Annotated in this window: 21 protein-coding genes; 12 read left to right on the top strand and 9 right to left on the bottom strand. The window is 59.0% G+C overall.

Annotated elements, in window-relative coordinates; translation table 11 throughout:
* The 3 genes from feoA to greB all read right to left on the bottom strand — a co-directional run bounded on the left by feoA (window position 1) and on the right by greB (window position 3,693).
* Window positions 1-225 carry a ferrous iron transporter A gene (gene feoA / locus AFK65_RS18305; RefSeq protein WP_007702689.1) on the bottom strand — a complete coding sequence of 75 codons (225 nt, stop codon included), beginning with the start codon at window positions 223-225 and terminating at the stop codon, window positions 1-3.
* 554 nt (window positions 226-779) lie between these two features.
* The gene (locus AFK65_RS18300; protein WP_038858742.1) at window positions 780-3,107 is read right to left on the bottom strand and encodes a Tex family protein; all 2,328 of its coding nucleotides are present in this window, start codon (window positions 3,105-3,107) and stop codon (window positions 780-782) included.
* Window positions 3,108-3,219: 112 nt separating this feature from the next.
* Complete coding sequence (gene greB / locus AFK65_RS18295) at window positions 3,220-3,693, bottom strand: transcription elongation factor GreB (RefSeq protein ID WP_007702687.1); 474 nt, start codon at window positions 3,691-3,693, stop codon at window positions 3,220-3,222.
* Window positions 3,694-4,034: 341 nt separating this feature from the next.
* On the opposite strand from greB, the gene ompR reads away from it, so the two are divergent.
* Both ompR and envZ read left to right on the top strand, forming a co-directional pair.
* On the top strand, window positions 4,035-4,754 hold the full coding sequence (ompR, locus tag AFK65_RS18290; protein ID WP_006177890.1) for an osmolarity response regulator transcription factor OmpR: 720 nt from the start codon (window positions 4,035-4,037) through the stop codon (window positions 4,752-4,754).
* Window positions 4,751-6,097: a two-component system sensor histidine kinase EnvZ gene (envZ, locus tag AFK65_RS18285; RefSeq protein WP_007702686.1), complete on the top strand. Its 1,347-nt coding sequence runs from the start codon at window positions 4,751-4,753 to the stop codon at window positions 6,095-6,097. Before ompR ends, envZ begins: the two co-directional genes overlap by 4 nt.
* 67 nt (window positions 6,098-6,164) lie before the next feature.
* Here the strand turns inward: envZ and pckA are convergent, their stop codons facing one another.
* Window positions 6,165-7,784 (bottom strand): phosphoenolpyruvate carboxykinase (ATP), encoded by a 1,620-nt coding sequence (gene pckA, locus AFK65_RS18280; protein WP_007702685.1) that lies wholly within the window; start codon window positions 7,782-7,784, stop codon window positions 6,165-6,167.
* Between the two features lie 428 nt (window positions 7,785-8,212).
* Here pckA and AFK65_RS18275 point away from each other — a divergent pair, with 428 nt between their 5' ends.
* Window positions 8,213-9,916, top strand: a complete 1,704-nt coding sequence (locus AFK65_RS18275; protein ID WP_038858744.1) for a DUF4153 domain-containing protein — start codon at window positions 8,213-8,215, stop codon at window positions 9,914-9,916.
* A 47-nt stretch (window positions 9,917-9,963) separates the two neighbouring features.
* Here AFK65_RS18275 and hslO read toward each other — a convergent pair whose 3' ends face one another.
* From hslO to AFK65_RS18255, 4 genes are all read right to left on the bottom strand, one after another.
* On the bottom strand, window positions 9,964-10,842 hold the full coding sequence (gene hslO, locus AFK65_RS18270) for an Hsp33 family molecular chaperone HslO (protein ID WP_007702682.1): 879 nt from the start codon (window positions 10,840-10,842) through the stop codon (window positions 9,964-9,966).
* Between the two features lie 23 nt (window positions 10,843-10,865).
* Window positions 10,866-11,267 (bottom strand): ribosome-associated heat shock protein Hsp15, encoded by a 402-nt coding sequence (gene hslR / locus AFK65_RS18265; protein ID WP_004385531.1) that lies wholly within the window; start codon window positions 11,265-11,267, stop codon window positions 10,866-10,868.
* Entirely contained in the window at window positions 11,267-11,947 is a 681-nt protein-coding gene (gene yrfG, locus AFK65_RS18260) for a GMP/IMP nucleotidase (protein ID WP_007702677.1), read from the bottom strand. The genes hslR and yrfG overlap by 1 nt, the downstream gene beginning before the upstream one ends.
* 62 nt (window positions 11,948-12,009) lie before the next feature.
* The gene (locus AFK65_RS18255) at window positions 12,010-14,148 is read right to left on the bottom strand and encodes an intracellular growth attenuator family protein (protein WP_038858746.1); all 2,139 of its coding nucleotides are present in this window, start codon (window positions 14,146-14,148) and stop codon (window positions 12,010-12,012) included.
* A 336-nt stretch (window positions 14,149-14,484) separates the two neighbouring features.
* Here AFK65_RS18255 and nudE point away from each other — a divergent pair, with 336 nt between their 5' ends.
* Window positions 14,485-15,045, top strand: coding sequence for an ADP compounds hydrolase NudE (gene nudE, locus AFK65_RS18250; protein WP_007702668.1), 561 nt, complete (start codon window positions 14,485-14,487; stop codon window positions 15,043-15,045).
* A gap of 80 nt (window positions 15,046-15,125) precedes the next feature.
* Here nudE and mrcA read toward each other — a convergent pair whose 3' ends face one another.
* Window positions 15,126-17,678 (bottom strand): peptidoglycan glycosyltransferase/peptidoglycan DD-transpeptidase MrcA, encoded by a 2,553-nt coding sequence (gene mrcA / locus AFK65_RS18245; RefSeq protein ID WP_007702660.1) that lies wholly within the window; start codon window positions 17,676-17,678, stop codon window positions 15,126-15,128.
* Window positions 17,679-17,797: 119 nt separating this feature from the next.
* Here mrcA and AFK65_RS18240 point away from each other — a divergent pair, with 119 nt between their 5' ends.
* The 8 genes from AFK65_RS18240 to damX all read left to right on the top strand — a co-directional run bounded on the left by AFK65_RS18240 (window position 17,798) and on the right by damX (window position 24,515).
* Entirely contained in the window at window positions 17,798-18,580 is a 783-nt protein-coding gene (locus AFK65_RS18240; RefSeq protein ID WP_038858747.1) for a hypothetical protein, read from the top strand.
* Window positions 18,577-19,131 carry a PilN domain-containing protein gene (locus AFK65_RS18235; protein WP_007702657.1) on the top strand — a complete coding sequence of 185 codons (555 nt, stop codon included), beginning with the start codon at window positions 18,577-18,579 and terminating at the stop codon, window positions 19,129-19,131. The genes AFK65_RS18240 and AFK65_RS18235 overlap by 4 nt, the downstream gene beginning before the upstream one ends.
* Window positions 19,115-19,591 carry a HofO family protein gene (locus AFK65_RS18230; RefSeq protein ID WP_007702656.1) on the top strand — a complete coding sequence of 159 codons (477 nt, stop codon included), beginning with the start codon at window positions 19,115-19,117 and terminating at the stop codon, window positions 19,589-19,591. Before AFK65_RS18235 ends, AFK65_RS18230 begins: the two co-directional genes overlap by 17 nt.
* Before the next feature lie 19 nt (window positions 19,592-19,610).
* Window positions 19,611-19,991 carry a HofP DNA utilization family protein gene (locus AFK65_RS18225; protein ID WP_007702653.1) on the top strand — a complete coding sequence of 127 codons (381 nt, stop codon included), beginning with the start codon at window positions 19,611-19,613 and terminating at the stop codon, window positions 19,989-19,991.
* Entirely contained in the window at window positions 19,903-21,153 is a 1,251-nt protein-coding gene (hofQ, locus tag AFK65_RS18220) for a DNA uptake porin HofQ (protein WP_369835008.1), read from the top strand. The genes AFK65_RS18225 and hofQ overlap by 89 nt, the downstream gene beginning before the upstream one ends.
* Before the next feature lie 294 nt (window positions 21,154-21,447).
* Entirely contained in the window at window positions 21,448-21,969 is a 522-nt protein-coding gene (gene aroK, locus AFK65_RS18215; protein ID WP_004386573.1) for a shikimate kinase AroK, read from the top strand.
* 54 nt (window positions 21,970-22,023) lie between these two features.
* On the top strand, window positions 22,024-23,112 hold the full coding sequence (aroB, locus tag AFK65_RS18210; RefSeq protein WP_032804992.1) for a 3-dehydroquinate synthase: 1,089 nt from the start codon (window positions 22,024-22,026) through the stop codon (window positions 23,110-23,112).
* 89 nt (window positions 23,113-23,201) lie between these two features.
* On the top strand, window positions 23,202-24,515 hold the full coding sequence (gene damX, locus AFK65_RS18205) for a cell division protein DamX (RefSeq protein ID WP_038858749.1): 1,314 nt from the start codon (window positions 23,202-23,204) through the stop codon (window positions 24,513-24,515).
* The last annotated feature ends 66 nt before the right edge of the window (window positions 24,516-24,581 follow it).

Below are 24,581 nucleotides of genomic sequence, written 5' to 3'. Positions count from 1 at the left end.
TCAGCGGGTCGCTTCAACCTGCAAAAGCGCCAGATCTTTTTTTCGCAGCACCAGGCTTACGCGTCGGGTTTCAATATGAATCGGGTCGCCCAGCGGAGCCACGCGTTTTACCTCAAACGATGAACCCGGCAGCATGCCGAGCGACAGTAACTTCTGGCGGTAGGCCGGGCTGATTTCCCGGGCGAAACCCGTGATTTTCCAGCTGCTGTTAGGTGTGAATTGCATAGGACCTGCTTATTCCGAATGCGCTCAGCGGCGGTGAGTCGTAGCGATACAACGGCCAGGAGCCGATTATTGCGCGGGAAAGGGTTGTTTATCTGATTAAGATGGTAATGAGAATGGTTTTTATCTTCAATGCAATAATGCAGCGTAACGGGACTTTCGGAGGTTTATTTGTTCTGGCGCAAAAAAACGCGGTCACCAGCGTTTTCCACAGACATGGTAAAATTATTTATTCTTTATTTTTCATTTAATTAAAATTAAAAGCGGCAACAGATTATTGTGACACCTTTTATGAGTGTTATTTATTTGTTCTGGTTGTTATTTAAATGAAAAATGTAACCGCGTTCATATTTGATTTTATTTCTGAGTGTGGATTTTTAAATAAGAAATGGTGGCTTGGGTAAGGAATGAAAGGCGGGCGCGCTGCGCTTACCCACCCTACGGAATAAAAATGCCTGTCAAAATGTAGGGCGGGTAAGCGCAGCGCGCCCGCCAATGGCACCATCCAAAAATAATAAAAAAGGCCGGTTTCCCGGCCTTATGTGTTGTGCTGCGGCTTAACGCTTTTTACCGAACGCGGCGGCGAGCGCGTCGCTCATCGCGCTGTTGCCGCCTGCGCCGCTGTCGCGCGCCGGCTTGCGGGCATTCTGCGCCGGACGCTTCTGCGGCTCGCGGCTGTTGCCGCCGCCGCGCCGCGCGTTGCCTTCGCCGGGTTGCTCGTCGAGACGCATGGTCAGCGCGATACGCTTACGCGGCAAATCGACTTCCAGCACCTTCACCTTCACGATATCGCCCGCTTTCACCACGGTGTGCGGATCCTCGACGAATTTGTCGGAGAGCGAGGAGATATGCACCAGACCATCCTGATGCACGCCGATATCCACAAACGCGCCGAAATTGGTCACGTTGGTCACCGCGCCTTCCAGCACCATGCCCGGCTGCAGATCGTTCATCGTCTCCACGCCTTCGGCGAACTGGGCGGTTTTGAATTCCGGACGCGGGTCGCGGCCCGGTTTTTCCAGTTCTTTGATAATGTCGGTCACGGTCGGCACGCCGAAACGCTCGTCGGTAAAATCCACCGCCTTCACGTTACGCAGCGCGCTGCTGTTGCCCATCAGATCACGCAGCGACTGCTCCGTCGCCGCCAGAATGCGCTCCACCACCGGGTAGGCTTCCGGGTGAACGGTCGAGGCGTCGAGCGGGTTATCGCCGTGGTTAATACGCAGGAAGCCCGCGCACTGCTCAAACGCTTTCGGCCCCAGGCGGCTCACTTTCAGCAACTGCTGGCGGTTGCGGAACTGGCCGTTCTCGTCGCGCCAGGACACAATGTTCTGCGCCATCATACGCGTCAGGCCCGCCACGCGGGTCAGCAGGGGCACCGAGGCGGTGTTGAGATCGACGCCCACGGCGTTCACGCAGTCTTCCACCACCGCATCGAGTTTACGCGCCAGCTGGCTCTGACTGACGTCATGCTGATACTGGCCCACGCCGATGGATTTCGGGTCGATTTTCACCAGTTCCGCCAGCGGATCCTGCAGACGACGGGCGATAGAGACCGCGCCGCGCAGCGACACATCAAGATCCGGGAACTCCTGCGCCGCCAGCTCAGAGGCGGAGTACACCGACGCGCCCGCTTCGCTGACAATCACTTTCTGCGCGGTGACTTTCGGGAACTGCTTCTGGACGTCGAGGAAGAAACGTTCGGTTTCGCGCGAGGCGGTGCCGTTGCCGATAGCCACCAGTTCCACATTGTGTTTTTCGCACAGCGCGGCGATAACGACCGCCGCTTTCGCCGCCTGGCCGGTATGCGGATAGACGGTATCGGTCGCGACCAGCTTGCCGGTGGCGTCAACCACCGCCACTTTTACGCCGGTACGCAGGCCCGGATCGAGACCCATCGTGGCGCGCAGCCCGGCAGGCGCGGCCATCAGCAGGTCATGCAGGTTACGGGCGAATACGTTAATCGCCTCGTCTTCGGCGCGCTCACGCAGCGTGCTCATCAGCTCGGTTTCCAGATGCATCAACACTTTGATACGCCAGGTCCAGCTCACCACGCCTTTACGCCAGCTGTCGGCCGGGGCGTTATTCAGGCGCAGGCCGAGGTGATCGGTAATAATCTGCTCGCAGTAGCTTTCGCGCGGCGGCTCGTCGAACTGCGGGTCGGCGTTCAGCGAAAGCTGCAATACGCCCTCGTTGCGCCCGCGGAACATCGCCAGCGCGCGGTGCGACGGCACCGTGGCGATCGGTTCGTGGTGGGCGAAGTAGTCGCGGAATTTCGCGCCTTCTTCCTCTTTGCCTGGCACCACGGTAGAAACCAGATGCGCGTTTTTCCACAGATAATCGCGCACTTTGGCGAGCAGCGCCGCGTCTTCGGCAAAGCGCTCCATCAGGATATAACGCGCGCCGTCGAGCGCGGCTTTGGTGTCGGCCACGCCGTTATCGGCGTTAATAAATTTTGCGGCTTCCGCCTCCGGGTCGTGGGACGGCTCGTTCCACAGCAGGTCGGCGAGCGGCTCAAGGCCCGCTTCAATCGCTATCTGCCCGCGGGTGCGGCGCTTCGGCTTGTAAGGCAGGTAAAGGTCTTCAAGCTCGGTTTTGCTCTGGGTGCCGGTAATGGCCGCCTGAAGTTCCTCGGTCAGTTTGCCCTGATCGGCGATCGATTTGAGGATAGCCGCACGACGCTCTTCGAGTTCGCGCAGATAACCCAGACGCGTCTCCAACTGGCGCAACTGGGTGTCGTCCAGACCGCCGGTGACCTCCTTACGGTAGCGTGCGATAAACGGCACGGTGTTCCCTTCATCAAGCAGGCGAATGGCAGCGTCTACCTGTTCAGCCCTGGCCTGAAGCTCACTGGCGATAATACGACTGAGCGAATCATTCATCATGGCAATATCATCTGTTATGTACAAAAAGTCAGGGCACAGTTATACGGACTGAAGGGTAAAAATGCCAGCCGTAGCCGCGCCCGTGGCGGGTTTCGGAGCTATCCGCAAAGGGTTACTTCACATACTCAATGGTGTTCACATACCAGGTGGCCTCGCCGCCCGGCGTCTGGACGGTCGCCACGTCGCCTTTCTCTTTTTTGAGCAGCGCGCGGGCCATAGGGGAGTCGATGGAGATGTAATCTTTGCGCCCGAAAATCTCGTCATAGCCGACGATACGAAAACGCTTCACGTCGCCGTCGTCGTTTTCCACCTCAACCCAGGCGCCGAAAAAGACTTTGCCTTCCTGCTGCGGCGAGTAATCGACGATTTTCAGGTTCTCAAGGCATTTGGTGAGATAGCGCACGCGGCGGTCGATTTCGCGCAGGCGCTTTTTGTTGTACTGGTAATCGGCGTTTTCGCTGCGATCGCCAAGGCTTGCCGCCCAGGTCACTTTTTTGGTGACTTCGGGCCGCTCCTCGCGCCACAGATAGTCGAGCTCTTTTTTGAGTTTTTCGTAACCTTCGCGGGTAATTAACGGCGTTTTCATCGGCTGGCCTTCGCTGACAATTTTAACGTCCGTACCTTAGCGGGCGCGGTGGCGAATGTGAAGCGCCAGGCGCGCGAAAGCGAGCCTGACTCACGGGCCTGATAAAGCGCGGCCGGCATACGAAATGCGCCAGTTCGTTTATGATGAAGCCTAAGGTCGGCAGCGTCGTGATATCGCCCTTTAGAGACTCGGCGGTTTTGTGATCGAAAGTGAAGATAAGCTGCTGTTAAATATGCTTTGTAACAATTTCGACTACAATATATACCAGATTTAACTCACCGGCTGACGCACACTTTTTTAGAATGGCGTTACAACTGTTTGAGCCTTTGGGAGTAAACACAATGCAAGAAAATTACAAGATTCTGGTGGTGGATGACGATATGCGCCTGCGCGCGCTGCTTGAGCGTTACCTCACCGAGCAGGGCTTCCAGGTGCGCAGCGTGGCAAACGCCGAACAGATGGACCGCCTGCTGACCCGCGAGTCCTTCCACCTGATGGTGCTTGATCTGATGCTTCCTGGCGAAGACGGCCTCTCGATTTGCCGCCGTCTGCGTAGCCAGAGCAACCCGATGCCGATCATCATGGTCACCGCGAAAGGCGAAGAGGTCGATCGTATCGTGGGGCTGGAAATCGGCGCCGACGACTACATCCCTAAACCGTTCAACCCGCGTGAGCTGCTCGCTCGCATCCGCGCCGTACTGCGCCGTCAGGCCAACGAGCTGCCGGGCGCGCCGTCGCAGGAAGAGGCGGTTATCGCCTTCGGGAAATTCAAACTAAACCTCGGCACACGCGAGATGTTCCGCGAAGATGAGCCGATGCCGCTCACCAGCGGGGAATTCGCCGTGCTGAAAGCGCTGGTCAGCCACCCGCGCGAGCCACTGTCGCGCGATAAGCTGATGAACCTGGCGCGCGGCCGTGAATACTCCGCGATGGAGCGCTCTATCGACGTGCAGATCTCCCGCCTGCGCCGCATGGTGGAAGAAGATCCGGCGCATCCGCGCTATATCCAGACCGTCTGGGGCCTGGGCTACGTCTTTGTGCCGGACGGCGCTAAAGCATGAGGAAGCTGCGCTTCTCGCCTCGCAGTTCTTTCGCCCGCACGCTGCTTCTCATCGTCACCCTGCTGTTCGCAAGCCTGGTGACGACATACCTGGTGGTGCTTAACTTCGCCATCCTGCCGAGCCTCCAGCAGTTTAATAAAGTCCTGGCCTACGAAGTGCGTATGCTGATGACCGATAAACTGCAACTGGAGGACGGGACGCAGCTGGTGGTGCCGCCGGCGTTTCGTCGCGAGATTTACCGTGAGCTGGGGATTTCGCTCTATGCCAACGAGGCGGCGGAAGAGGCGGGTTTGCGCTGGGCGCAGCATTATGAGTTTTTAAGCCAGCAGATGGCGCAGCAGCTTGGCGGCCCGACGGAAGTGCGCGTCGAGGTCAATAAAAGCTCGCCAGTGGTGTGGCTGAAAACCTGGCTGTCGCCCAACATCTGGGTGCGCGTGCCGCTCACTGAAATCCATCAGGGCGATTTCTCGCCGCTGTTCCGCTATACGCTGGCGATTATGCTGCTGGCGATTGGCGGCGCCTGGCTGTTTATCCGCATCCAGAACCGGCCGCTGGTGGAGCTGGAGCACGCCGCGCTGCAGGTGGGTAAAGGCATTATTCCGCCGCCGCTGCGCGAATATGGCGCTTCCGAAGTGCGATCGGTGACCCGCGCGTTTAACCATATGGCGGCAGGCGTGAAGCAACTGGCGGACGACCGCACGCTGCTGATGGCGGGCGTGAGCCATGATTTACGCACGCCGCTGACCCGTATTCGTCTGGCCACCGAGATGATGAGCGAAGGCGACGGCTACCTGGCCGAATCTATCAATAAAGATATTGAAGAGTGCAACGACATCATCGAGCAGTTTATCGACTACCTGCGTACCGGGCAGGAGATGCCGCTGGAAACCGCCGATCTTAACGCGGTGCTGGGCGAGGTGATCGCCTCGGAAAGCGGCTATGAGCGCGAGATAGAAACGGCGCTGCAAAGCGGCGAGATCCCGCTGCGCATTCATCCGCTGTCCATCAAGCGCGCCGTGGCGAATATGGTGGTCAACGCCGCGCGTTACGGCAACGGCTGGATCAAAGTGAGTAGCGGCACGGAACTCAACCGCGCCTGGTTCCAGGTGGAAGATGACGGGCCGGGCATTGAACCTGCCCAGCTCAAACACCTGCTGCAACCGTTTGTGCGCGGCGACAGCGCGCGCAGCACCAGCGGCACCGGGCTGGGGCTGGCGATTGTGCAGCGCATTATCGACAACCACCACGGGCTGCTGGATATCGGCAAGAGCGAGCGCGGCGGGTTACGTATCCGCGCCTGGCTTCCGGTACCGGTAGGCACGACGGTTATCAAAACCAGCTAACCTTTGCTGATTGCATCACGCCATAAAAAAACGGCTCCTTTACGGAGCCGTTTTTACCTTCAACCCGTTAGCGTTGCGGGCCTGCGCTCACCAGCGCGGCGCCGGCAGGCGTGTCGGTATATTTCTCAAAGTTGCTGATAAACAGCTGCGCCAGCTGCTGCGCTTTTTCCTGCCACTGTTCCGGCGAAGCATAGGTGTTTCGCGGGTCGAGAATGCGCTCATCGACGCCCGGCAGGCTGGTCGGGATGGCCAGATTAAACAGCGGCAGCGTAAAGGTTTCCGCATCGTCCAGCGAACCGTTCAGGATGGCGTCGATAATCGCGCGCGTGTCCTTGATGGAGATGCGTTTGCCGGTGCCGTTCCAGCCGGTATTGACCAGATACGCCTGCGCGCCCGCCGCCTGCATGCGTTTTACCAGCACTTCGGAGTACTGCGTCGGGTGAAGCATCAGGAACGCCGCGCCGAAACAGGCGGAGAATGTCGGCGTCGGCTCGGTCACGCCGCGCTCGGTGCCCGCGAGTTTCGCCGTAAAGCCGGAGAGGAAGTGATACTGCGTCTGGCTGGCCGTCAGGCGCGATACTGGCGGCAGAACGCCGAACGCATCGGCGGTCAGGAAGATCACTTTGGTCGCGTGGCCCGCCTTCGATACCGGCTTCACAATGTTGTCGATGTGATAAATCGGGTAGGAGACGCGGGTGTTTTCGGTTTTAGAGGCGTCGTCGAAATCGATGCTGCCGTCGTCGCGCACGGTCACGTTTTCCAGCAGCGCGTCGCGGCGAATGGCGTGATAGATATCCGGCTCGGCTTCTTCAGAGAGGCGAATGGTTTTGGCATAGCAGCCGCCTTCGAAGTTAAACACGCCGTCATCGTCCCAGCCGTGCTCGTCATCGCCGATAAGGCGGCGTTTCGGATCGGTGGAAAGCGTCGTTTTGCCGGTGCCGGAGAGGCCGAAGAACACCGCCACATCGCCTTTTTCGCCGACGTTCGCCGAGCAGTGCATCGAGGCGATGCCTTTCAGCGGCAGCAGGTAGTTCATGATAGAGAACATGCCTTTTTTCATTTCGCCGCCGTACCAGGTGCCGCCAATCAGCTGCATCCGTTCGGTCAGGTTAAAGGCTACAAAGTTCTCAGAGTTCAGCCCCTGCGCCTGCCAGTCCGGGTTCGTGCATTTCGCGCCGTTCATCACGATGAAATCGGGCTCGAAACCCTCCAGCTCATCCCCGGACGGGCGAATAAACATGTTTTTAACGAAATGCGCCTGCCATGCCACTTCGGTAATAAAACGCACCGCCAGGCGGCTGTCCGGGTTAGCGCCGCAAAAGGCGTCGATGATGAAAAGACGTTTACCGGAGAGCTGCTTCGTCACCAGGCCTTTCAGATGCTGCCAGGTTTCCGGCGTCAGCGGTTTGTTGTCGTTTTTGCCTTTGCCGTTATCGGACCACCACAGCGTATCGCGCGTGGTGTCGTCGCGAACGATGTATTTATCCTTCGGCGAACGGCCGGTAAAAATGCCCGTGTCGACGGCGACCGCACCCAGATCTGTCAGCACCCCGCGCTCGTAACCCTCAAGCGACGGGTCAAGCTCTTCGCGATAAAGGGTGTCGTAATCGGGGTTATAAACCACCTCCTGGACGTCGTTGATACCGTAAGCCTTGAGATCCTGCGGGGTTATGCCTGTAACTCGCATGTCACTGCTCCTTAGCCAATTTATACTATCTGAAAGTGTAGGGTCATTCCGGGGACGTTAACCGCGACAGGCTTCATAGATTTACGTTACTGATGGGTCGCCAGGCGCGCCATAGTGGAAAATTCTGTGAGACCGGTCACGACGGGACTCAGAGTATGGCAATATTTTATCTGTGTACGCGTTAATTGTTCCGAATATGTTATAAAAGCCCCCCGCTAAACCCGCACTTTGTGACTGTAAGCGCTTTCCTGAAGAAAATTATCTTTTATGTGAAAACCAAAACCGGCGGGGGATCGCACAGGATAAACGGACTTTTGCGGATACGCGTCAGGCTCTGGCCTGCGAAACGCGTCTTTTCCCACTTCACGCTCACTTCACGCAGGCGGGTTATCTTCACCGCGTGAATGCGTTTTTAAAGGATTATCGTCATGTCTGAACTTCATCCCTTGGCGCCCGCGACGCGCTGGGGCATTGTGATGATTGCCGCGCTCTGCGGTTTGTTGATGTTTTTAACCGGCCCGCACAGCCTGCTGGCGATGAGCCAGGGCTCGGCGCTGGTGCTGCACTCGCTGGCCGTCACGCTGTGCGCAAGCGTGGCGCTGGCGGCGACCCGCCTGCGCGCGCCGCGTTTCTGGTTAATGACGGGCGCGCTGCTGGCGCTGGTGGGCGTGATGTCGGGCTGGATGCGCTGGTCTGTTACGGGCGTCGATGAGCTGGACGCGGGCGAGATGATAGCGACCTGGTATTTTCATCTGGCGGTCACGCTCTTTATGGCGCTGCCCTGGGTTCAGCGAGGCACTGCGTCCGGCGCGCCCGTTTCACGCCGTCTGGCGCTGTGGAATAACGGCGTCGCGCTGCTGCTGGCGCTGGCGCTCGCCGGTGTGTTCTGGGGCGTGCTGCTGCTGTGGGCGAAACTCTTTAACGCGGTGGATATCCGCTTCTTTGACATTCTGTTTTTCGACACGCCGCTCTTTGTTTATGTCATGGCGACGGTTTCCGGCGCGGTGTGCTTGCTGCTGTGCCGCAGCCAGACGCGCATCACCGAGGCGCTGATGCGTTTTCTGACGCTGGTGGCGTCCGGCCTGCTGCCGCTCGCCGCGCTTATCGCGCTGCTGTTTCTTGCGACGCTGCCGTTTGTTGGCCTGAGCGGTCTTGCGGCGCGCACCTCCTGCAACGCGTTGCTGAATACGCTGGCGCTGGTTTTGCTGTCGCTTTCCAGTCTGGCCTGCGCGCCCTGGCGCAGCGCGCCGCCGCCGCACAAGGCGCTGCGGCTGCTGAACACGGTCGGGCTTATCGCGACCCCGCTCTTTTCGGCGCTGGCCGGGTGGTCGCTGTGGCTGCGCGTTCAGCAATATGGCTGGACGCCGTGGCGCGTTTACGCGGCGCTTATCACAGCGACGGTGCTGTGCTGGGCGGTGTGCGCCACGTTACAGACGGTAAGGCGAATGAAGAGCGGTGAGCCAGCCAGCGATCGCGGCGGTCGGGTCGTCATGCTGTTCTCACTCGCGCTGCTGGTCTTAAGCCATTCGCCGGTGCTCGACCCGTGGCGCATCAGCGTGGAGAGCCAGATGGCGCGCTATGAGAGCGGGGCGCGCAAGGCCGACCTGATGAGCCTCTATATGCTGCAACACGCCGGACGGCGCGGTCAGGCGGCGCTGAATGAACTTCGCAATAACCCGGCTTTTATGGCCGATAAAGAGAATCGCCAGGCGCTGCGCGATCTGCTGGACAGCGATTCGACCGTGGCTGACGACGACCTTCGCGACGCCATTACGCTTGCCGCCGGCGCGCAGGCCCCTGCGGAGAGCTGGTGGCAGTGGGTGCGTAAAGAAGACACCTACAGCGTGCGCGGCTGTTTATATGAGAAGGGCAGCTGCGTTGTGGCGGCGCTCGATTTGAACCATGACGGGCAAAATGAAGTGCTGCTGTGCAACAGCGACACGCGAAGCTGTAGCGTCACGATGCGCGAGAACGGCCAGTGGCGGCAGGCAGGATGGAGCCAGGAGGTTCCCGGCAGTCTGACGCGCGAGAAATTCGACAAGGCGCTGCGCGAAAATCAGATCAAAGGAAAAGAGAAAACCTGGCAGGATGTGGAAATCGGCGGGGTAAGAATTCCGATCAACTATCAGTAAGCGTAAAAAAACGCTTCCCGCCGGGCGGCGGGGAGCGTCAGCAGGCCTTAGTGTACCTGCGGATCGGCCGGGGAGGCGTTTTTGCGGATCCCGGCGATATCCATCGCGTCGAACACATAGTGGGTGCCGCAGTAGTCGCAATGCATATCCACTTCGCCATCTTCTTCCAGGATCTGTGCGATTTCTTCATCCGGCAGCGTGCGGAGCGCATCGGCGCAGCGCTCGCGCGAGCAGGTGCATTTGAACTCCACCGCCTGCGGATCGTAAACGGTCACTTCTTCTTCGTGGTAGAGACGCCACAGCACATCGTTGGCGGGCAGCGTAAACAGCTCGTCCGCCTTGATGGTTTCGGTCAGCGTCGCCAGATGATTGAAGTCTTCCGTCTGGGCGTCCTGCGCCGGCAGCACCTGCAACAGCATACCGCCTGCGGCAGGCTGGCCCTGCGCTTCGCCAGTACGGATAAACAGGCGGGTCGGCAGCTGCTCTGAACGCATGAAGTAATCTTCCAGGCACGCGGCCAGGGTATCGCCTTCCAGACCGACGACACCCTGATAGCGCTCGCCTTCTTCCGGCGTAATGGTGATGACCAGATAGCCGTTGCCGACCAGCGTTTTCAGGTCGGCGTCCGCCGGAACATCGCCCTGCACGCGCGCGACGCCGCGCATCTGCTGGCGGTTGTTGCCGTTAATCACGGCGAGCGTCATCGGGCCGTCGCCCTGCAACTGAACGGTGATATCGCCCGCGAATTTCAGCGTCGCGGTCAGCAGGCTGGTGGCGACCAGCAGCTCGCCGAGCAGGGTTTTAACCGGCATCGGGTAGTCATGGTTTTCAAGGATCTGTTTCCAGGTTTCTGAAACCGTCACCAGTTCGCCGCGCACGGCATAATTTTCAAAAAGATAGCGGTGTAGTTGGTCGTGTTGAGCCATTATTCTCTCTCCTGGCGTGACGGTTATTCGCTGTCGCCAAATTTAAATTTGATCAGATCGCGGCGCTCTTTTTTGTCCGGGCGGCGATCCGGATGCGGCATGGAAAGGGCGTTGAGTTTACGCGCCAGCGCGAGTTTTTCGCGCTTTTCGATACTTTCTGCCGTCTCTTCGTACAGCAGTACCGCTTCGCTTGCCGGTCGTCGCTGATCGGTAATGCCTTTTACCACCAGCGTGCGTTCATCGTTTCCCTGGCGCAGCGTTAACACCGCGTTCGGTTCGATAATTTTACTCGGTCTGGTCCGTTGCCCGTTGTAGTGCACCTTGCCGCCTTCGATCATCTCGCGGGCCAGCGTGCGGGTTTTATAGAAGCGCGCCGCCCAGAGCCATTTGTCCAGGCGAACCCCCTCGGTGGATTTCTCTTTCATCACGACTCCTCGGTTTGCAGCGAGGGGATCAGACGCCGGTAATCGCCAAGCGCCGGGTGGCGCTGATAGCTTTTATCCGCAACGCCTGAATCGGGATTGGTGACGCCAAGGCAGTAGCGAATACCAAACCGCGCGGCGGCATCGAGAATCGGCTCGCTGTCGTCGATAAACAGCGTGCGCGACTTATCAAGGCCGGTGTGCCGGGCAACGGCCTGCCATAACCGCTGATCCTCTTTTGGATAACCAAATGTGTGGGTGGAAAGTAATAAATCAAGGTGCTGAGCAAGCCCGGTATGCTCAAGCTTGACCGCCAGATTATGCGGATGCGCGTTGGTCAGCAAAATGCGCCGCTTGCCGCAGGCTTTCAGCGCGTCGAGAAACGGCACGGTATCTTCACGTATCAGCGCGCGCGGCCCTTGCTCGGTCGTCATGGCGCAGATATCGAGCCCCAGGCGCTCGCTCCAGTAATCCAGACAGTACCAGTTTAGCGTATGCTGCACGGCGTGATATTCGGCACGGATATGATTGTGGGCGTCATCCAGCGAGATGCCGCGCTGCTGGCTTAGCGTTTCGGGCACCAGTTTCTGCCAGAAGAAAGTGTCGAACGCCAGATCGAGCAGCGTGCCGTCCATGTCCAGCAGAACGGTATCGACCTCCTGCCAGGCGATATCAATAGTCATGGGAACTCCCGCCTGAGGAAAAAGGGGCGACAGATTACCATAAACCTGTCGCCGCCGGATTATCAGAACAGGGGGCGAATATCCGCGGAGGGGACCAGCTGCGGGTTGAAGCAGTTTTCGTAGTAGCGCTGGATTTCTTCAATGCGGGTGCGGCTGCGCTGCCAGCGGCGCAGCGCGACGACGCCGTTATACAGCGCGCAGATGAGCATCACCAGCATCAGGAGCGTGGTGCCGAAATAGCGCCACAGCCCGGCGCTGTCCGGAATACTGCTGAGCGTGACATGCTGGGTGCCGTTGGCGTCGGTGCGCAGGCTGGTCACCACGCCTTCGGCGTGGAACGGCGTCTGCATCAGCATACCTGCCAGCCGCTGAAACTCTTTCCACTGCTCCTGCGGCGGGAAATCATACAGCGATGTCGGCGGCAGCGGCTGGTTCACCATATCTTTGCCCTCGTCGCTGATAATCATAAAGCCGCCCGGCGGAGGACTATTGAGCGACTGCGCGGCGCGGCTGGTTTCACGCACGAAGAACGGCGCGGTTGACGCAATCACCAGATTATCGAGCGATTCAGCGCTGACCGGGCGCAGCAGCACGTTGATGCCGTCGAGTTTGCCTTCGCTGGCGCGTTTGACGAGCGACGGCCAGTCTTTGGTATTGCCGAGGTTCACCAGCGCGTTTTTCAGTCTCACGCACTCTTCCTCGCCCGTACACAGCGCTTCGGTTTTCAGCACGATCTCCGCGAAATCATCCAGCAGCACCATGCCCGATTTCTGAATCGCCGACGCCAGCTGCGGGTTGATTTTGGTGTCGCCTTCCTGCGGATGCAGCTGGCGGTTTACCGCGTCTGCCAGCGCTGTCGCTTTGGTTACGGTATCGGATTCCGGCAGGGGCAGGGGGCTTGCGTTATTCCAGAGAATTTGCGAGCAGTCGAACGGCATAAACGGGTAGTTCTGACGCGTGGTGTAACGCCCCGGCAAATGAATATTGCACATGCCCGTGCCGTTGATACGCAGCGTGTCGCCAACGCGCAAACCCGCTTCTTCAAGCTGCGCGACGCTGGTCGCTTCGACCGTCTGCGCGCCTTTAAGCCAGGAGAGAGTCAGCTTAAACGGCATATCGAGCGGCACCCAGAGGGTCAGAAGCAGCAGCACCAGCAGCGCGCCCGCGCCAATCACCGCGCTGCGCAGCCAGTGCTGGAGCGGGAAATGTTTCACTTCGTCATGCAGCGACAGGAAACGCCCCTGGCGCACTACATGCCTGTCCATATAGATATCGATATCCGTTTTCTGGCCTAAATCATGCGCGATAAACGGCTGCCAGTGCGGCGGATAAATAAGGTCGATAATGCCGAGCGAAATATTATTAAGCTGTTCCTGATTGGTTTCGCCAAACAGCCCCCAGCGTTTCGGCGTGCCGCGCAGACAGTGGATTTCGCGCAGCGCCGTTTTCGCCGGCGGCGCGTACAGCCCCCACAGGCCCGCGCCCAGGAGCAAAATCGCGCCGCCCGCCAGCCAGGGCAGCATCATCGGCGGCGTCACGAGGCAGAGAAAAAAGAGTACAAACGCGGCGCAAATTAGCAGCGCCTCGCGCAGCCCGTCCGGGCGTCCGAGCATGTGCTCTTCCTGCGTCTCCTGGCGAATATTCAGCAACTCAATCTGTTCGCTCTCTTCGCCGCGAATGGACGCCAGGCCCGACGCCGGGCCTTCCAGCACGTAGCCGCGGGCTTCATGCACATGTTCCTGAATCGAATGGCCGTTTAACGAGATAACCAGCGGCAGCGTCGCGGTACGGATAAGCTCGACGCTATTATCGTCAGTGATGTATTGCTCGCAGAAGGGCGGCAGATGTACTTCGACCGAATCCAGGTAATAGCGCCATTTGTTGGGATCGTCGGATGAGAGGCCGTAGCGGGTAATGGCCCGACGGATACAGTAAACGGTGCCGCTTTGCGGCGTCAGCGTTAACCGGACTGGCGGCTTAATCGCGCCGGTCGGCGTCGGCGAATCCTGAAAACGCGAGAGCGTTTCCAGATAGCTTTCGATGGCGCTACGCTCTTCACTGCTGAGTTTACGGGTCGTGGCGCCAGCAAAAACCTGGGCGGGTAAACGGGGATGACGGGGGCGAATTTTGCGCTTTATCCACCAACCTGCAATGACGATGCAGGCCAGCATAGCAGCGACTAAAATCAACAAGGTGCTCATGCTTTCCCCATCAAATCACGGTACTCGATGCAAATGTAAACAAGTATTGCCTATGCAACATTAAGGCAGAACAATGAACAAAAATCGACAGGTATGTATTCAATTTGAGTGAAATTATTTGAGGCATACCAGCGGTAAATCAATGTTAGCAAAGCGAGAAGCGCGGAAATATCAGCAAATTCTTATTTTAAATTCAACCTCTTGACATAAATGGGTATTTGGGTTTTACGTGCGCGTGAAGTTGCGGGAATGTAAATAAAAAACGATTCACATTGCCCGAACCGTGCGGTGTGTCGCACAATGAGAAGAGATATTGTCACCCGGTGGCCGGTTAATATGAGTAAACCCCTGCAAAAACCCACTATTTTGAATATCGAAACGGTCGCCCGTTCGCGTCTTTTCAGCGTCGAGCAGGTGAGTCTGGCCTTCAGCAACGGCGAGCAGCGCGTCTATGAGCGCATGCGTCCTTCCGAACGCGAGGCAGTCATGATCGTGCCGATTATTGACGATCATCTGGTCTTGATCCGTGAATATGCCGTCGGCACCGAATCCTATGAGCTGGGCTTTTCCAAAGGGCTTATCGATCCGGGTGAGAATATTTACGAAGCCGCCAACCGCGAATTAAAAGAAGAAGTCGGCTTTGGCGCGAATCAACTGACGTTCCTGAAAAAGCTCACTATGGCGCCGTCTTATTTCTCCAGCAAGATGAATATCCTGGTGGCGGAAGATCTCTACCCGGAAACGCTGCAGGGCGACGAGCCGGAGCCGCTGGTTCAGGAGCGCTGGCCGCTCGCGCATATGATGGATCTGCTGGAAGATCCCGATTTCAGCGAGGCCCGCAACGTCAGCGCGCTGTTTTTAGTACGTGAATGGCTGAAGATGCACGGCAGGCTGTAGGAAAAAAAACGCCACAAGGCGTTTTCCTCTGCGCCACGCTTTCAAAAAAAACGCCCCATAACGGGGCGTTTGTCGTTTTATCAGAACAGTTCGTGGGTTTCCCCGTTATCGATAATCGTCGTTCCGACTTCATGGACTGCCTGCTGGGTAGGCTGCGTGCCTTCGATAAAGTACTCTTCACGGCTGTTGCCGCCGTTCGCCAGCTGGCCGGTGCTGCGGTCGATATTGACCGTTACGATGCCAGGCGGCGGCGTTAACGGCTCTTCCGGCACGCCTTCCAGCGCGGCTTTCATATACGCATCCCATGCAGGCTGCGCGCTTTTCGCGCCGCCTTCATAGCCGGAGATCTGATCTTTAATCGCGCCCGAGGCCGTGGTGCGGCCGAGATCGCGGCGGTGATCGTCAAAGCCAATCCACACAGACGTCACCACGCCCGGACCATACCCGGAGAACCAGGCGTCTTTCGAGCTGTTGGTGGTACCGGTTTTCCCGCCGATATCGCGACGCTTAAGATCGCGTCCTGCGCGCCAGCCCGTTCCCTGCCAGCCCGGCTCGCCGAAGATATTGCTGTTCAGCGCGCTTTTAATCAAAAACGACAGCGGCGTGCTGATGACGTGCGGCGCATACTGCGGCGCCGGGCTTTGCGCCACCAGATCGCGGTTCGCCTGCTCAAGCTGCGGCATCGGCACCGGCGCGTTCTGCTGCTCGGCTGAGGTGGCGACGTTTTCCACGTCTTTGTTTTCCAGCACGTTTGATTTCGGCGTTTCGCCGTAAATCACCGGGATATCGCAATCCGGGCAGGCGATTTTCGGCTTCGCCTCAAACAGCGGTTCGCCCTGATCGTTGGTGATTTTGCTGATAAACCACGGGTCTACCAGGAAGCCGCCATTCGCCATTACCGCGTAGCCGCGCGCGACCTGCAACGGCGTGAAGGACGCGGAACCGAGCGCCAGCGATTCGGTATGCACGATATTCTGCGCCGGGAAGCCGAAGCGCTGCAGATATTCCGCCGCGTAATCGACGCCCATCGCGCGCATGGCGCGAACCATCACCACGTTTTTCGACTGGCCCAGGCCCTGGCGAAGACGAATCGGCCCGGCGTACTCCGGCGGGGAGTTTTTCGGCCGCCAGTCGGAGCCAGCGCCGGCATCCCAGCGGGAAATCGGCACGTCGTTCAGAATGCTCGCGAGCGTCAGGCCTTTGTCCATCGCCGCCGTATACAGGAACGGCTTAATGTTCGAACCGACCTGGCGCAGCGCCTGGGTCGCTCGGTTAAATTTGCTCTGGTTGAAATCAAAACCGCCCACCAGCGCCAGCACCGAACCATCTTTCGGGTTGATGGAGACCAGCGCCGAGTTGACGTCCGGCACCTGCGCCAGCCACCAGCTGTCATCGACCTTACGCACCCAAATCTGCTGGCCCGCCTGCAACACGTCGGTGACGCGGCGCGGCGTCGGGCCCTGCGCGGTATCGGAGCGGTAAGGACGCGCCCAGCGCACGCCGTCCATCTTCAGCGACACCGATGAGTTGTCGGCAAGCAGCGCCGTCGCTTCGTCAGGATTCGCCGAGGTGACCACCGCAGGCAGCAGCGGCCCGTAAGTCGGCAGATTTTTCAGCGAATCGGTGATTTTCTTGCTGTCCCATGCCATCTCGCCCACGCGCCACAGCACGTTAGACGGGCCGCGGTAACCGTGGCGCATGTCGTAGTCCATCACATTATCGCGAACCGCTTTCTGCGCGGCCTGCTGAATGCGGCGGGTAATGGTGGTGTAGACCTTATAACCGTCTTCATAGGCATTCTCGCCGTAACGGCTGATCATCTCCTGACGCACCATTTCCGTCAGGTACGGCGCGGAAAACGCGATTTCCGGCGCGTGATAATTGGCGTCAATGGTTTCACTGCGGGCGTCATCATACTGCGACTGGCTGATGTAGCCTTCGCTCAGCATACGTGAGAGCACGACGTTGCGGCGCGCGGTGGCGCGCTCAAGCGAGTAGAGCGGGTTAAACGTCGACGGCGCTTTCGGCAGACCGGCAATGACGGCGATTTCACTCAGGGAGAGCTGATCCACCGTTTTGCCAAAATAGACCTGCGCGGCGGCGCCCACGCCATAGGCGCGATAGCCGAGGTAAATCTTGTTCAGGTAAAGCTCAAGGATCTCATCTTTCGTCAGCAGTTGCTCGATACGCACCGCGAGAAAGGCTTCCTTGATTTTGCGCATCAGGGTGCGTTCCGGGCTTAAGAAGAAGTTACGCGCCAGCTGCTGCGTAATGGTGCTCGCGCCCTGCGAGGCGTGGCCGGAGAACAGCGCAACGCTCGCGGCACGGAAAATCCCGATCGGATCGACGCCGTGGTGATCGTAGAAGCGGCTGTCTTCCGTGGCGATAAACGCCTTTACCATTTCCGGCGGGATTTGATTAAGCGTCAGCGGAATGCGGCGTTTTTCGCCGTACTGCGCGATCAGTTCGCCATCAGCGCTGTAGATCTGCATAGGAATCTGCAGCCGCACATCTTTCAGCGTGGCGACATCAGGTAACTGGGGCTCAATAAATTTGTACAGACCGTATATCGAGCCGGCTCCCAGCAGAATGCAAAAGACTGCAAGGAAGAATAAATACTTTACGAACTTCACCGAGGATTTCCCATTTAGTTTCTGTTGGGCAGTTTATAAACAACCGCGCGGTAGTATAAAGGCAAGCCAGAAGCATTGATATTGCATTTTCATTTTGCGGGACAGGGAGAACGTCAAAAATGATCGGTGCGCAATGGCAGATAGGCCTGCATATTCAATCAGATATGGTTATTTCCGTGGCGCTAACGCCTAAGCGAGGCGGCTGGCGGCAGCAGCGCTGGTGGGCGATCCCGCTGGCGCCTTATTACGATGATGAACAGCGCCGTCAGGCGTTAATTGACGCGCTGACGCCGTGGCGCGCGCAGCTGCCGCGCTATTCGTCCATCCGGCTCGGATTTCCGGCGCAGCGAACGCTCCGGCGAGAGCTTCCCCGGCCCGTCACCGCGCTGTGCGAACCGGAGTGCGAAGCCTGGCTTGGCGCCGTGGCCGCCCGCCAGCTCTCTCTGCCGCCCGACGCGCTGGCGTTTGATTATACCGAGAGCCAGGAGGGCTATGCCGTAACCGCCGCGCGCGCCGCGGAGGTGGCGGAACTGACGGCCTGTGCTCGCGCGCTGCGTTTGACGCCCGCCGCGCTAACGCCCGACGCGAGCGCGCTGGCCTGTTTCTTTCCGTATGTCGGCGATGCCTGCAAGGCCATTGTGGCGCAGGCGGGCGCGCAGTGGCTGTGGGCGATGCGCGATCGCTGGGGCGTATGCGCGACCCCTGGCGCGGAAGGCCTGGCGTCGCTCGCAGCGCAGCTTAACGTGCAGGCGCAGGAGATAGCCTTATGCGGCATCCCCCAGGAAGAGGGGGACTGGCAGATGTTTGATCCGTGGCAGGCTATCACCTGGCCCTGTCCGCCCTTGCCGGATGCGCGCGGGCGCTTCGCGGTCGCCATTGGGCTGGCGCTGGGAGCGGCGTGATGAAGCGGCATATTAATCTCTTACCGTGGCGACACATTCGGCGACGCACGCGGCTGATGCGCTGGGGCGGTTTTTTTCTTCTCGTGACGCTTGCGGCAGCGCTTGTGGCTGTGGCCGGTCACTCTGTCATGAGGCATCAGCGACGCGCGCTACAGCAGCAGCTTGACGCTCTGCTCCTCGTTGTGACGCAGCAAAAAACACAGCTGCAACAGGCGCAGCGCGCCGGAGCGGAATATGAGGCGTTGCGCGCGCGCTGGCAGCGGCGTGAAAGCGCCCGTCAGGACGTCGCGGCGTGGCGGCAACGCCTTCTCACACTCGCCGATGCCCTGCCGGCGTCGCTCTGGCTCACCACGGTGCGTTTTCATGACGATCGACTGGAGCTCACCGGCAACGCTTACGAACCACAGGCGCTCAGTCTGTTTGAGGAAAATCTGCGCGGGCTTGCGCCTTTTACGCGGGTAACGCCAGGTGAAACGCGCCGGGAGGCCGAGGGCTACTGGCATTTTAGCCTTTCATTGCAGAAGGAGCCTGCCGATGCGGCTTCTCATTGATCGCTGGCTTAGCGGCCCGCTGGCGCTGCGCATGGTGTGCGCCATCAGCTGGCTGGCGCTGCTGGCAGCGGCGGCTTACTCATGGCTGGCGCCGCTCTGCCAGGAGCTTGATCAGTTAAACGCGCAGCTTGAGCAACGCGGCGCTGAACGGCAAACGCTTCAGCGATTACGGTCCGTGCAGCCCGATCGGCGAGAAGCTATCGCCGCGCTGGAGGCGCAGCTCGTCCTGAAGCCGTTTTCGCCGCTGGCGCTGAATCCCGGCCCGGACGGGCACCTTATCCGCTGGCAACCGCAAGGCGATACGGGCGAGCTGGAACTGGCGCTGATGTGGCCGCATGCGCCAGCGGTTTTTGAAGCGCTCGCGCAAAACGACATGCTGGCGCACGGGTTTGCTTTGCGGCGTGAGAGCGACCAGCGCCTGCGCCTGACGCTACAGCTGGGGCGCGCCCATGAGAAGTAGCGTGCTATGGATCTTACTAATGCTGGCGAGTTGTCCGGTCTGGGCAGGGCGTGACCCTTTTGCGCCGCCGCAGGCGCGCTGCCAGTTGCACGAGGCCGATCTCTGGCGCTATGGCGGCATGGTGAAAAAGGGCGATTCAGTGCGGGTGCTGTTGCAGACGCCGGAGAAAACGTGGCTGCGTGTCAGCCCTGGCGCGACGCTCCCGACAGGCTGGCAGCTTACCGGTGTTGAAGCCGGTAAGGTGATGTTAAAAAGTGGCGAAGGGTGCCGCCCTTCGGTTCTGGTATGGACACTTAAGGATGCGCATCATGATAAGGAAATCCCTTCCTTTATTATTACTCGCAGCGACAACCGTCTGCGCCGCGCCCGCGAGCCCGGGCGTCTCGCTGGTGGCGGATGAAACGCCGGTCGTCCAGCTGTTGCAGGCGCTGGCCGAGAGCGAGCAGTTAAATCTGGTCATCGCGCCTGGCGTGGAGGGCGTGGTCTCGCTGCATTTGCAGGACGTGCCCTGGCAGCAGGCGTTTCAGATGGTCACGGAGAGCGCGCGGCTGCGCTGGCGCAAAGAGAGCAACATTTTGCGCGTCTACCCCGAAAGCTGGGAGCAGCAAACGCAGGCCCAGCGCGAAGCGGCGCGCCAGCAGCAGGCGCGTCATCTGCCGCTGGCGAGCGAAACCGTCACGCTACGTTATGCCGAAGCCACGGAGCTTGCCGCCGGGCTGGCGGCGCTCGGCGATAAACTGATGACGCCACGCGGCAGCGTCACGGTGGATAAGCGTACCAACCGGCTGCTGATACGCGATACCGCAAGCGCGTTGCGTCAGGTGCAGGAGTGGGTCGCGAAAATGGATATTCCGGTAGGCCAGGTGGAGCTGGCCGCCCATATCGTTACCATCAATCAGCAGAGCCTGCGCGAGCTCGGCGTCAAGTGGAGCACCGCGGATGCCGAAGGCGCCACTAAGCTCTATCACCCCACCACCATTTCCGCGGATCTGGCGGTGGCGAACGCTACCACGCGGCTGGGCTTTAATATCGGCCGTATCGACGGGCGCATGCTGGAATTCGAGCTGTCAGCGCTGGAGCAAAAACAGAAAGTGGAAATTATCGCCAGCCCGCGTCTGCTGGCCGCGCATCAGCAGCCTGCCAGCATCAAACAGGGTAGTGAAATCCCGTATCAGGTGTCGAGCGGCGAAAGCGGTGCGACGTCGGTGGAATTTAAAGAAGCGGTGCTGGGGATGGAAGTGACGCCCACTATTGGCCAGGGCGGACGTATCCGGCTGAAGTTGCGGATCAGTCAGAATATGCCGGGCCAGGCGCTGCAACAGGCTGATGGCGAAGTATTAGCCATTGATAAACAAGAGATTGAAACGCAGGTTGAGGTTAAAGACGGCGAAACGCTGGCGCTCGGCGGAATTTTCCAGCAAAAAAATAAAAGCGGGAATGAACAGGTGCCGGTATTGGGAAATATTCCGCTCTTCGGGGGCCTGTTTCGCCACGACGGCAAAGATAAAGAAAAACGTGAACTAGTGGTGTTTATTACACCACGCATCATCAACGGCGCCTGATCGCGCAGGAGTTTTTAGCCATAATCGTCGCCGGATGTTTGACGCAGAGTTGGAATTAGCATACAAGGAGTACCGATTTGAGAGTCGGTCAAAGGCGGTGCATCCGTTATTGTTTTTTCACTCCTGTGCGTCAGACGCGGTGATTTATTCGGTTGCCAAACTACCTTGAGTGTTGAGATAATTTTTGATCTGACTCTCGCACTATCGCTTAAGAGGTTTCAGTTCATTTCCCGCAGCTCAGGGTTATTGCACGCGGGTTTATCATCAACGAATTGTCTTAGTAGTACCGAAAAAATGGCAGAGAAACGCAATATCTTTCTGGTTGGGCCTATGGGTGCTGGCAAAAGCACTATTGGGCGTCAGTTAGCACAACAGCTCAACATGGAATTTTACGACTCCGATCAGGAGATCGAAAAACGCACCGGAGCTGATGTCGGCTGGGTCTTCGATGTAGAAGGCGAAGAAGGTTTCCGCGATCGCGAAGAAAAAGTCATCAATGAACTGACGGAAAAACAGGGTATTGTACTGGCGACCGGCGGTGGCTCTGTCAAATCCCGCGAAACCCGCAACCGTCTCTCCGCGCGTGGCGTGGTGGTCTATCTGGAAACCACTATCGAAAAGCAGCTCGCCCGTACTCAGCGCGATAAAAAACGTCCGCTGTTGCAGGTTGATACGCCGCCGCGTGAAGTGCTCGAAGCGCTCGCCAACGAGCGTAATCCGCTGTATGAAGAGATTGCCGACGTCACCATCCGTACTGACGATCAGAGCGCAAAAGTTGTGGCTAACCAGATTATCCATATGCTGGAAAACAACTAATTCCGGCGAATCCATACTCACCTGCGGGTAAAGCACAGAAGGTTACTGAACGTCATGGAGAGGTTAACGGTTACTCTCGGGGAACGTAGTTACCCTATCACCATCGCAGCCGGATTGTTTAACGATCCGGCTTCCTTTTGGCCTTTGCGTGCAGGTGACCAGACCATGTTGGTCACCAATGAAACGCTGGCGCCGCTGTGGCTGGATAAAGTCCGGTCTGCGCTGGAACAGGCCGGCGTGAAGGTTGACCAGGTGATTTTGCCCGACGGCGAGCACTATAAAAGCCTGGCGGTACTGGAAACCGTGTTCAGCGCCTTGCTGGAAAAACCGCATGGCCGCGATACCACGCTTATCGCGCTGGGCGGCGGCGTAGTCGGCGATCTCACTGGCTTTGCCGCGGCGTGCTATCAGCGCGGCGTGCGCTTTATCCAGGTGCCGACCACGTTGCTTTCGCAGGTCGACTCCTCCGTTGGCGGCAAAACCGCCGTAAACCATCCGCTTGGCAAAAACATGATAGGCGCCTTCTGGCAGCCCGCCTCCGTGGTGGTCGATCTCGACTGTCTGCAAACCCTGCCTGCGCGTGAGCTCGCCTCCGGGCTCGCGGAAGTCATTAAATATGGCATCATCCTCGACCGCGATTTCTTCCACTGGCTGGAAGAGAACATCGACGCGCTGCTCACACTCGACGGCGCGGCGATGGCGTACTGCATTCGCCGCTGTTGCGAAATCAAAGCCGATGTCGTCGCAGCGGACGAGCGCGAAAGCGGCATGCGCGCGTTGCTGAACCTGGGCCATACTTTTGGTCACGCGATCGAAGCGGAAATGGGTTACGGCAACTGGCTGCATGGCGAAGCGGTCGCCGCGGGCATGGTCATGGCGGCTCGCGCCGCGGAGCGTCTTGGGCAGTTTGAGACGCAGGATGTCGAGCGCATTATCGCGCTGCTTAAGCGCGCAGGCCTGCCGGTTAACGGTCCTGCGTCTATGGCGCCGCACGCGTATCTGCCGCATATGATGCGCGATAAAAAAGTTCTGGCTGGCGAGCTGCGCTTAGTGCTGCCGCTGGCTATCGGGAAGAGTGAAGTGCGCGGCGGAGTGCCGCACGATCTGGTTTTAAGCGCGATTGCTGATTGTCAGCAGGCGTGAATGAAAAGTACTGTTCGCCAGTAATGGCGTTTTTACTATCGGGCAATAGCGTGGCCCAGGCCGCAATGAGCCTTCGAGTGGGGTGTTAAATGGATGAATTCAAACCAGAAGACGAGCTGAAACCCGATCCCAGCGATCGTCGTCCTGGTCGTTCTCGTAAATCTGCTGAGTTCGATAACGAACCGCAAATCAACATTGATGACGTTGATCTGGATGCAGACGATCGTCGTCCGGCGCGCGCGCGTCGCGAGCAGACGCAAGAGACTTACGAAGCGGATGAATCGCTGGCGGATGATGAAGAAGTACAGGAACGTCGTCCGCGCAAGCGTAAAAAAGCGCCTCCGAAAGGGCCCATTTCCCGCCAGCATCTGATGATGGCGCTCGGTATTTTTGTGCTGGTGCTGCTGATTATCGGCATCGGTTCGGCGCTGAAGGGCCCGGACGCTACGAAAACCGACGACGCGCAGGCGCAAAACGCCGAGAAGAATATCGATCTTTCCGGTAACGGCGGCAACCCGTCAGACCAGGCCAACGGCGCGCAGCCGCAGCCGGGCAATACCTCTGCCGCGAACCAGAACAGCGGCAACGCGCCGCAGGATATCTCTCTGCCGCCGGTTTCTTCGACCCCGACTCAGGCTGAGGCGCCGTCTGCGCCGGAAGGCCAGCAGCGTGTCGAAGTCCCGGGCGATCTGAACAATGCGCTGACGCAGCAGCAGGGCCAGATTGATAACGCCGTGGCAGGTTCTACGCTCCCGACCGAGCCCGCGACCGTCGCGCCGGTCAACGGCAACGCCGCGGCCTCCCAGCCGTCGCGCGACACCGCGCAAAGCGAGAAGCCTGCGCGCCATAACGCTGCGACCACCACGCGCCCTGAGCGTAAGCAGATGGTGATTGAGTCTGAGCCGCGTAAAACTCAGACCACCCAGAGCAAACCGCAGCAGGCGCCGGCGAAAACCGCCACCGCGGAACAGAAACCGGCCAGCACGCCGAAACGCAGCGAGCCTGCGACCGGCACCGCTTCTGCGCCGGTGAAAGCGCCTGCGACTGCCGCCACGCAAGCGCCGAAAAGCGCGCCTGCGGCGAGCCAGCCTTCCGCCCCTGCGGGCGGCGCGAGCGCCGGCAACGTCGGCGCGCTCAAATCCGCGCCTGGCAGCCACTACACGCTTCAGTTGAGCAGTTCGTCGAACTACAACAACCTGAACGCGTGGGCGAAGAAAGAGAATCTGAAAAACTTCGTGGTGTACCAGACGACCCGTAACGGTCAGCCGTGGTATGTGCTGGTAAGCGGCGTGTATGGCTCGAAAGAGGAAGCGAAACGCGCTGTTTCTTCGCTGCCAGCCGACGTGCAGGCGAAAAATCCGTGGGCGAAGCCGATCCACCAGGTTCAGGCCGATCTGAAGTAATGAGTAAAGCGCAGTATGCTGTCGGAGCCTTCTCCACAGCGTGGGAAGGTATGAATTAATCAGGCA

Origin of the sequence: Cronobacter universalis NCTC 9529 (genome assembly GCF_001277175.1) — a bacterium.
Classification (GTDB): Bacteria; Pseudomonadota; Gammaproteobacteria; order Enterobacterales; family Enterobacteriaceae; genus Cronobacter; species Cronobacter universalis.
The sequence above is the reverse complement of the archived record's forward strand: the minus strand, read 5'-3'. Positions and strand labels throughout refer to the sequence as shown.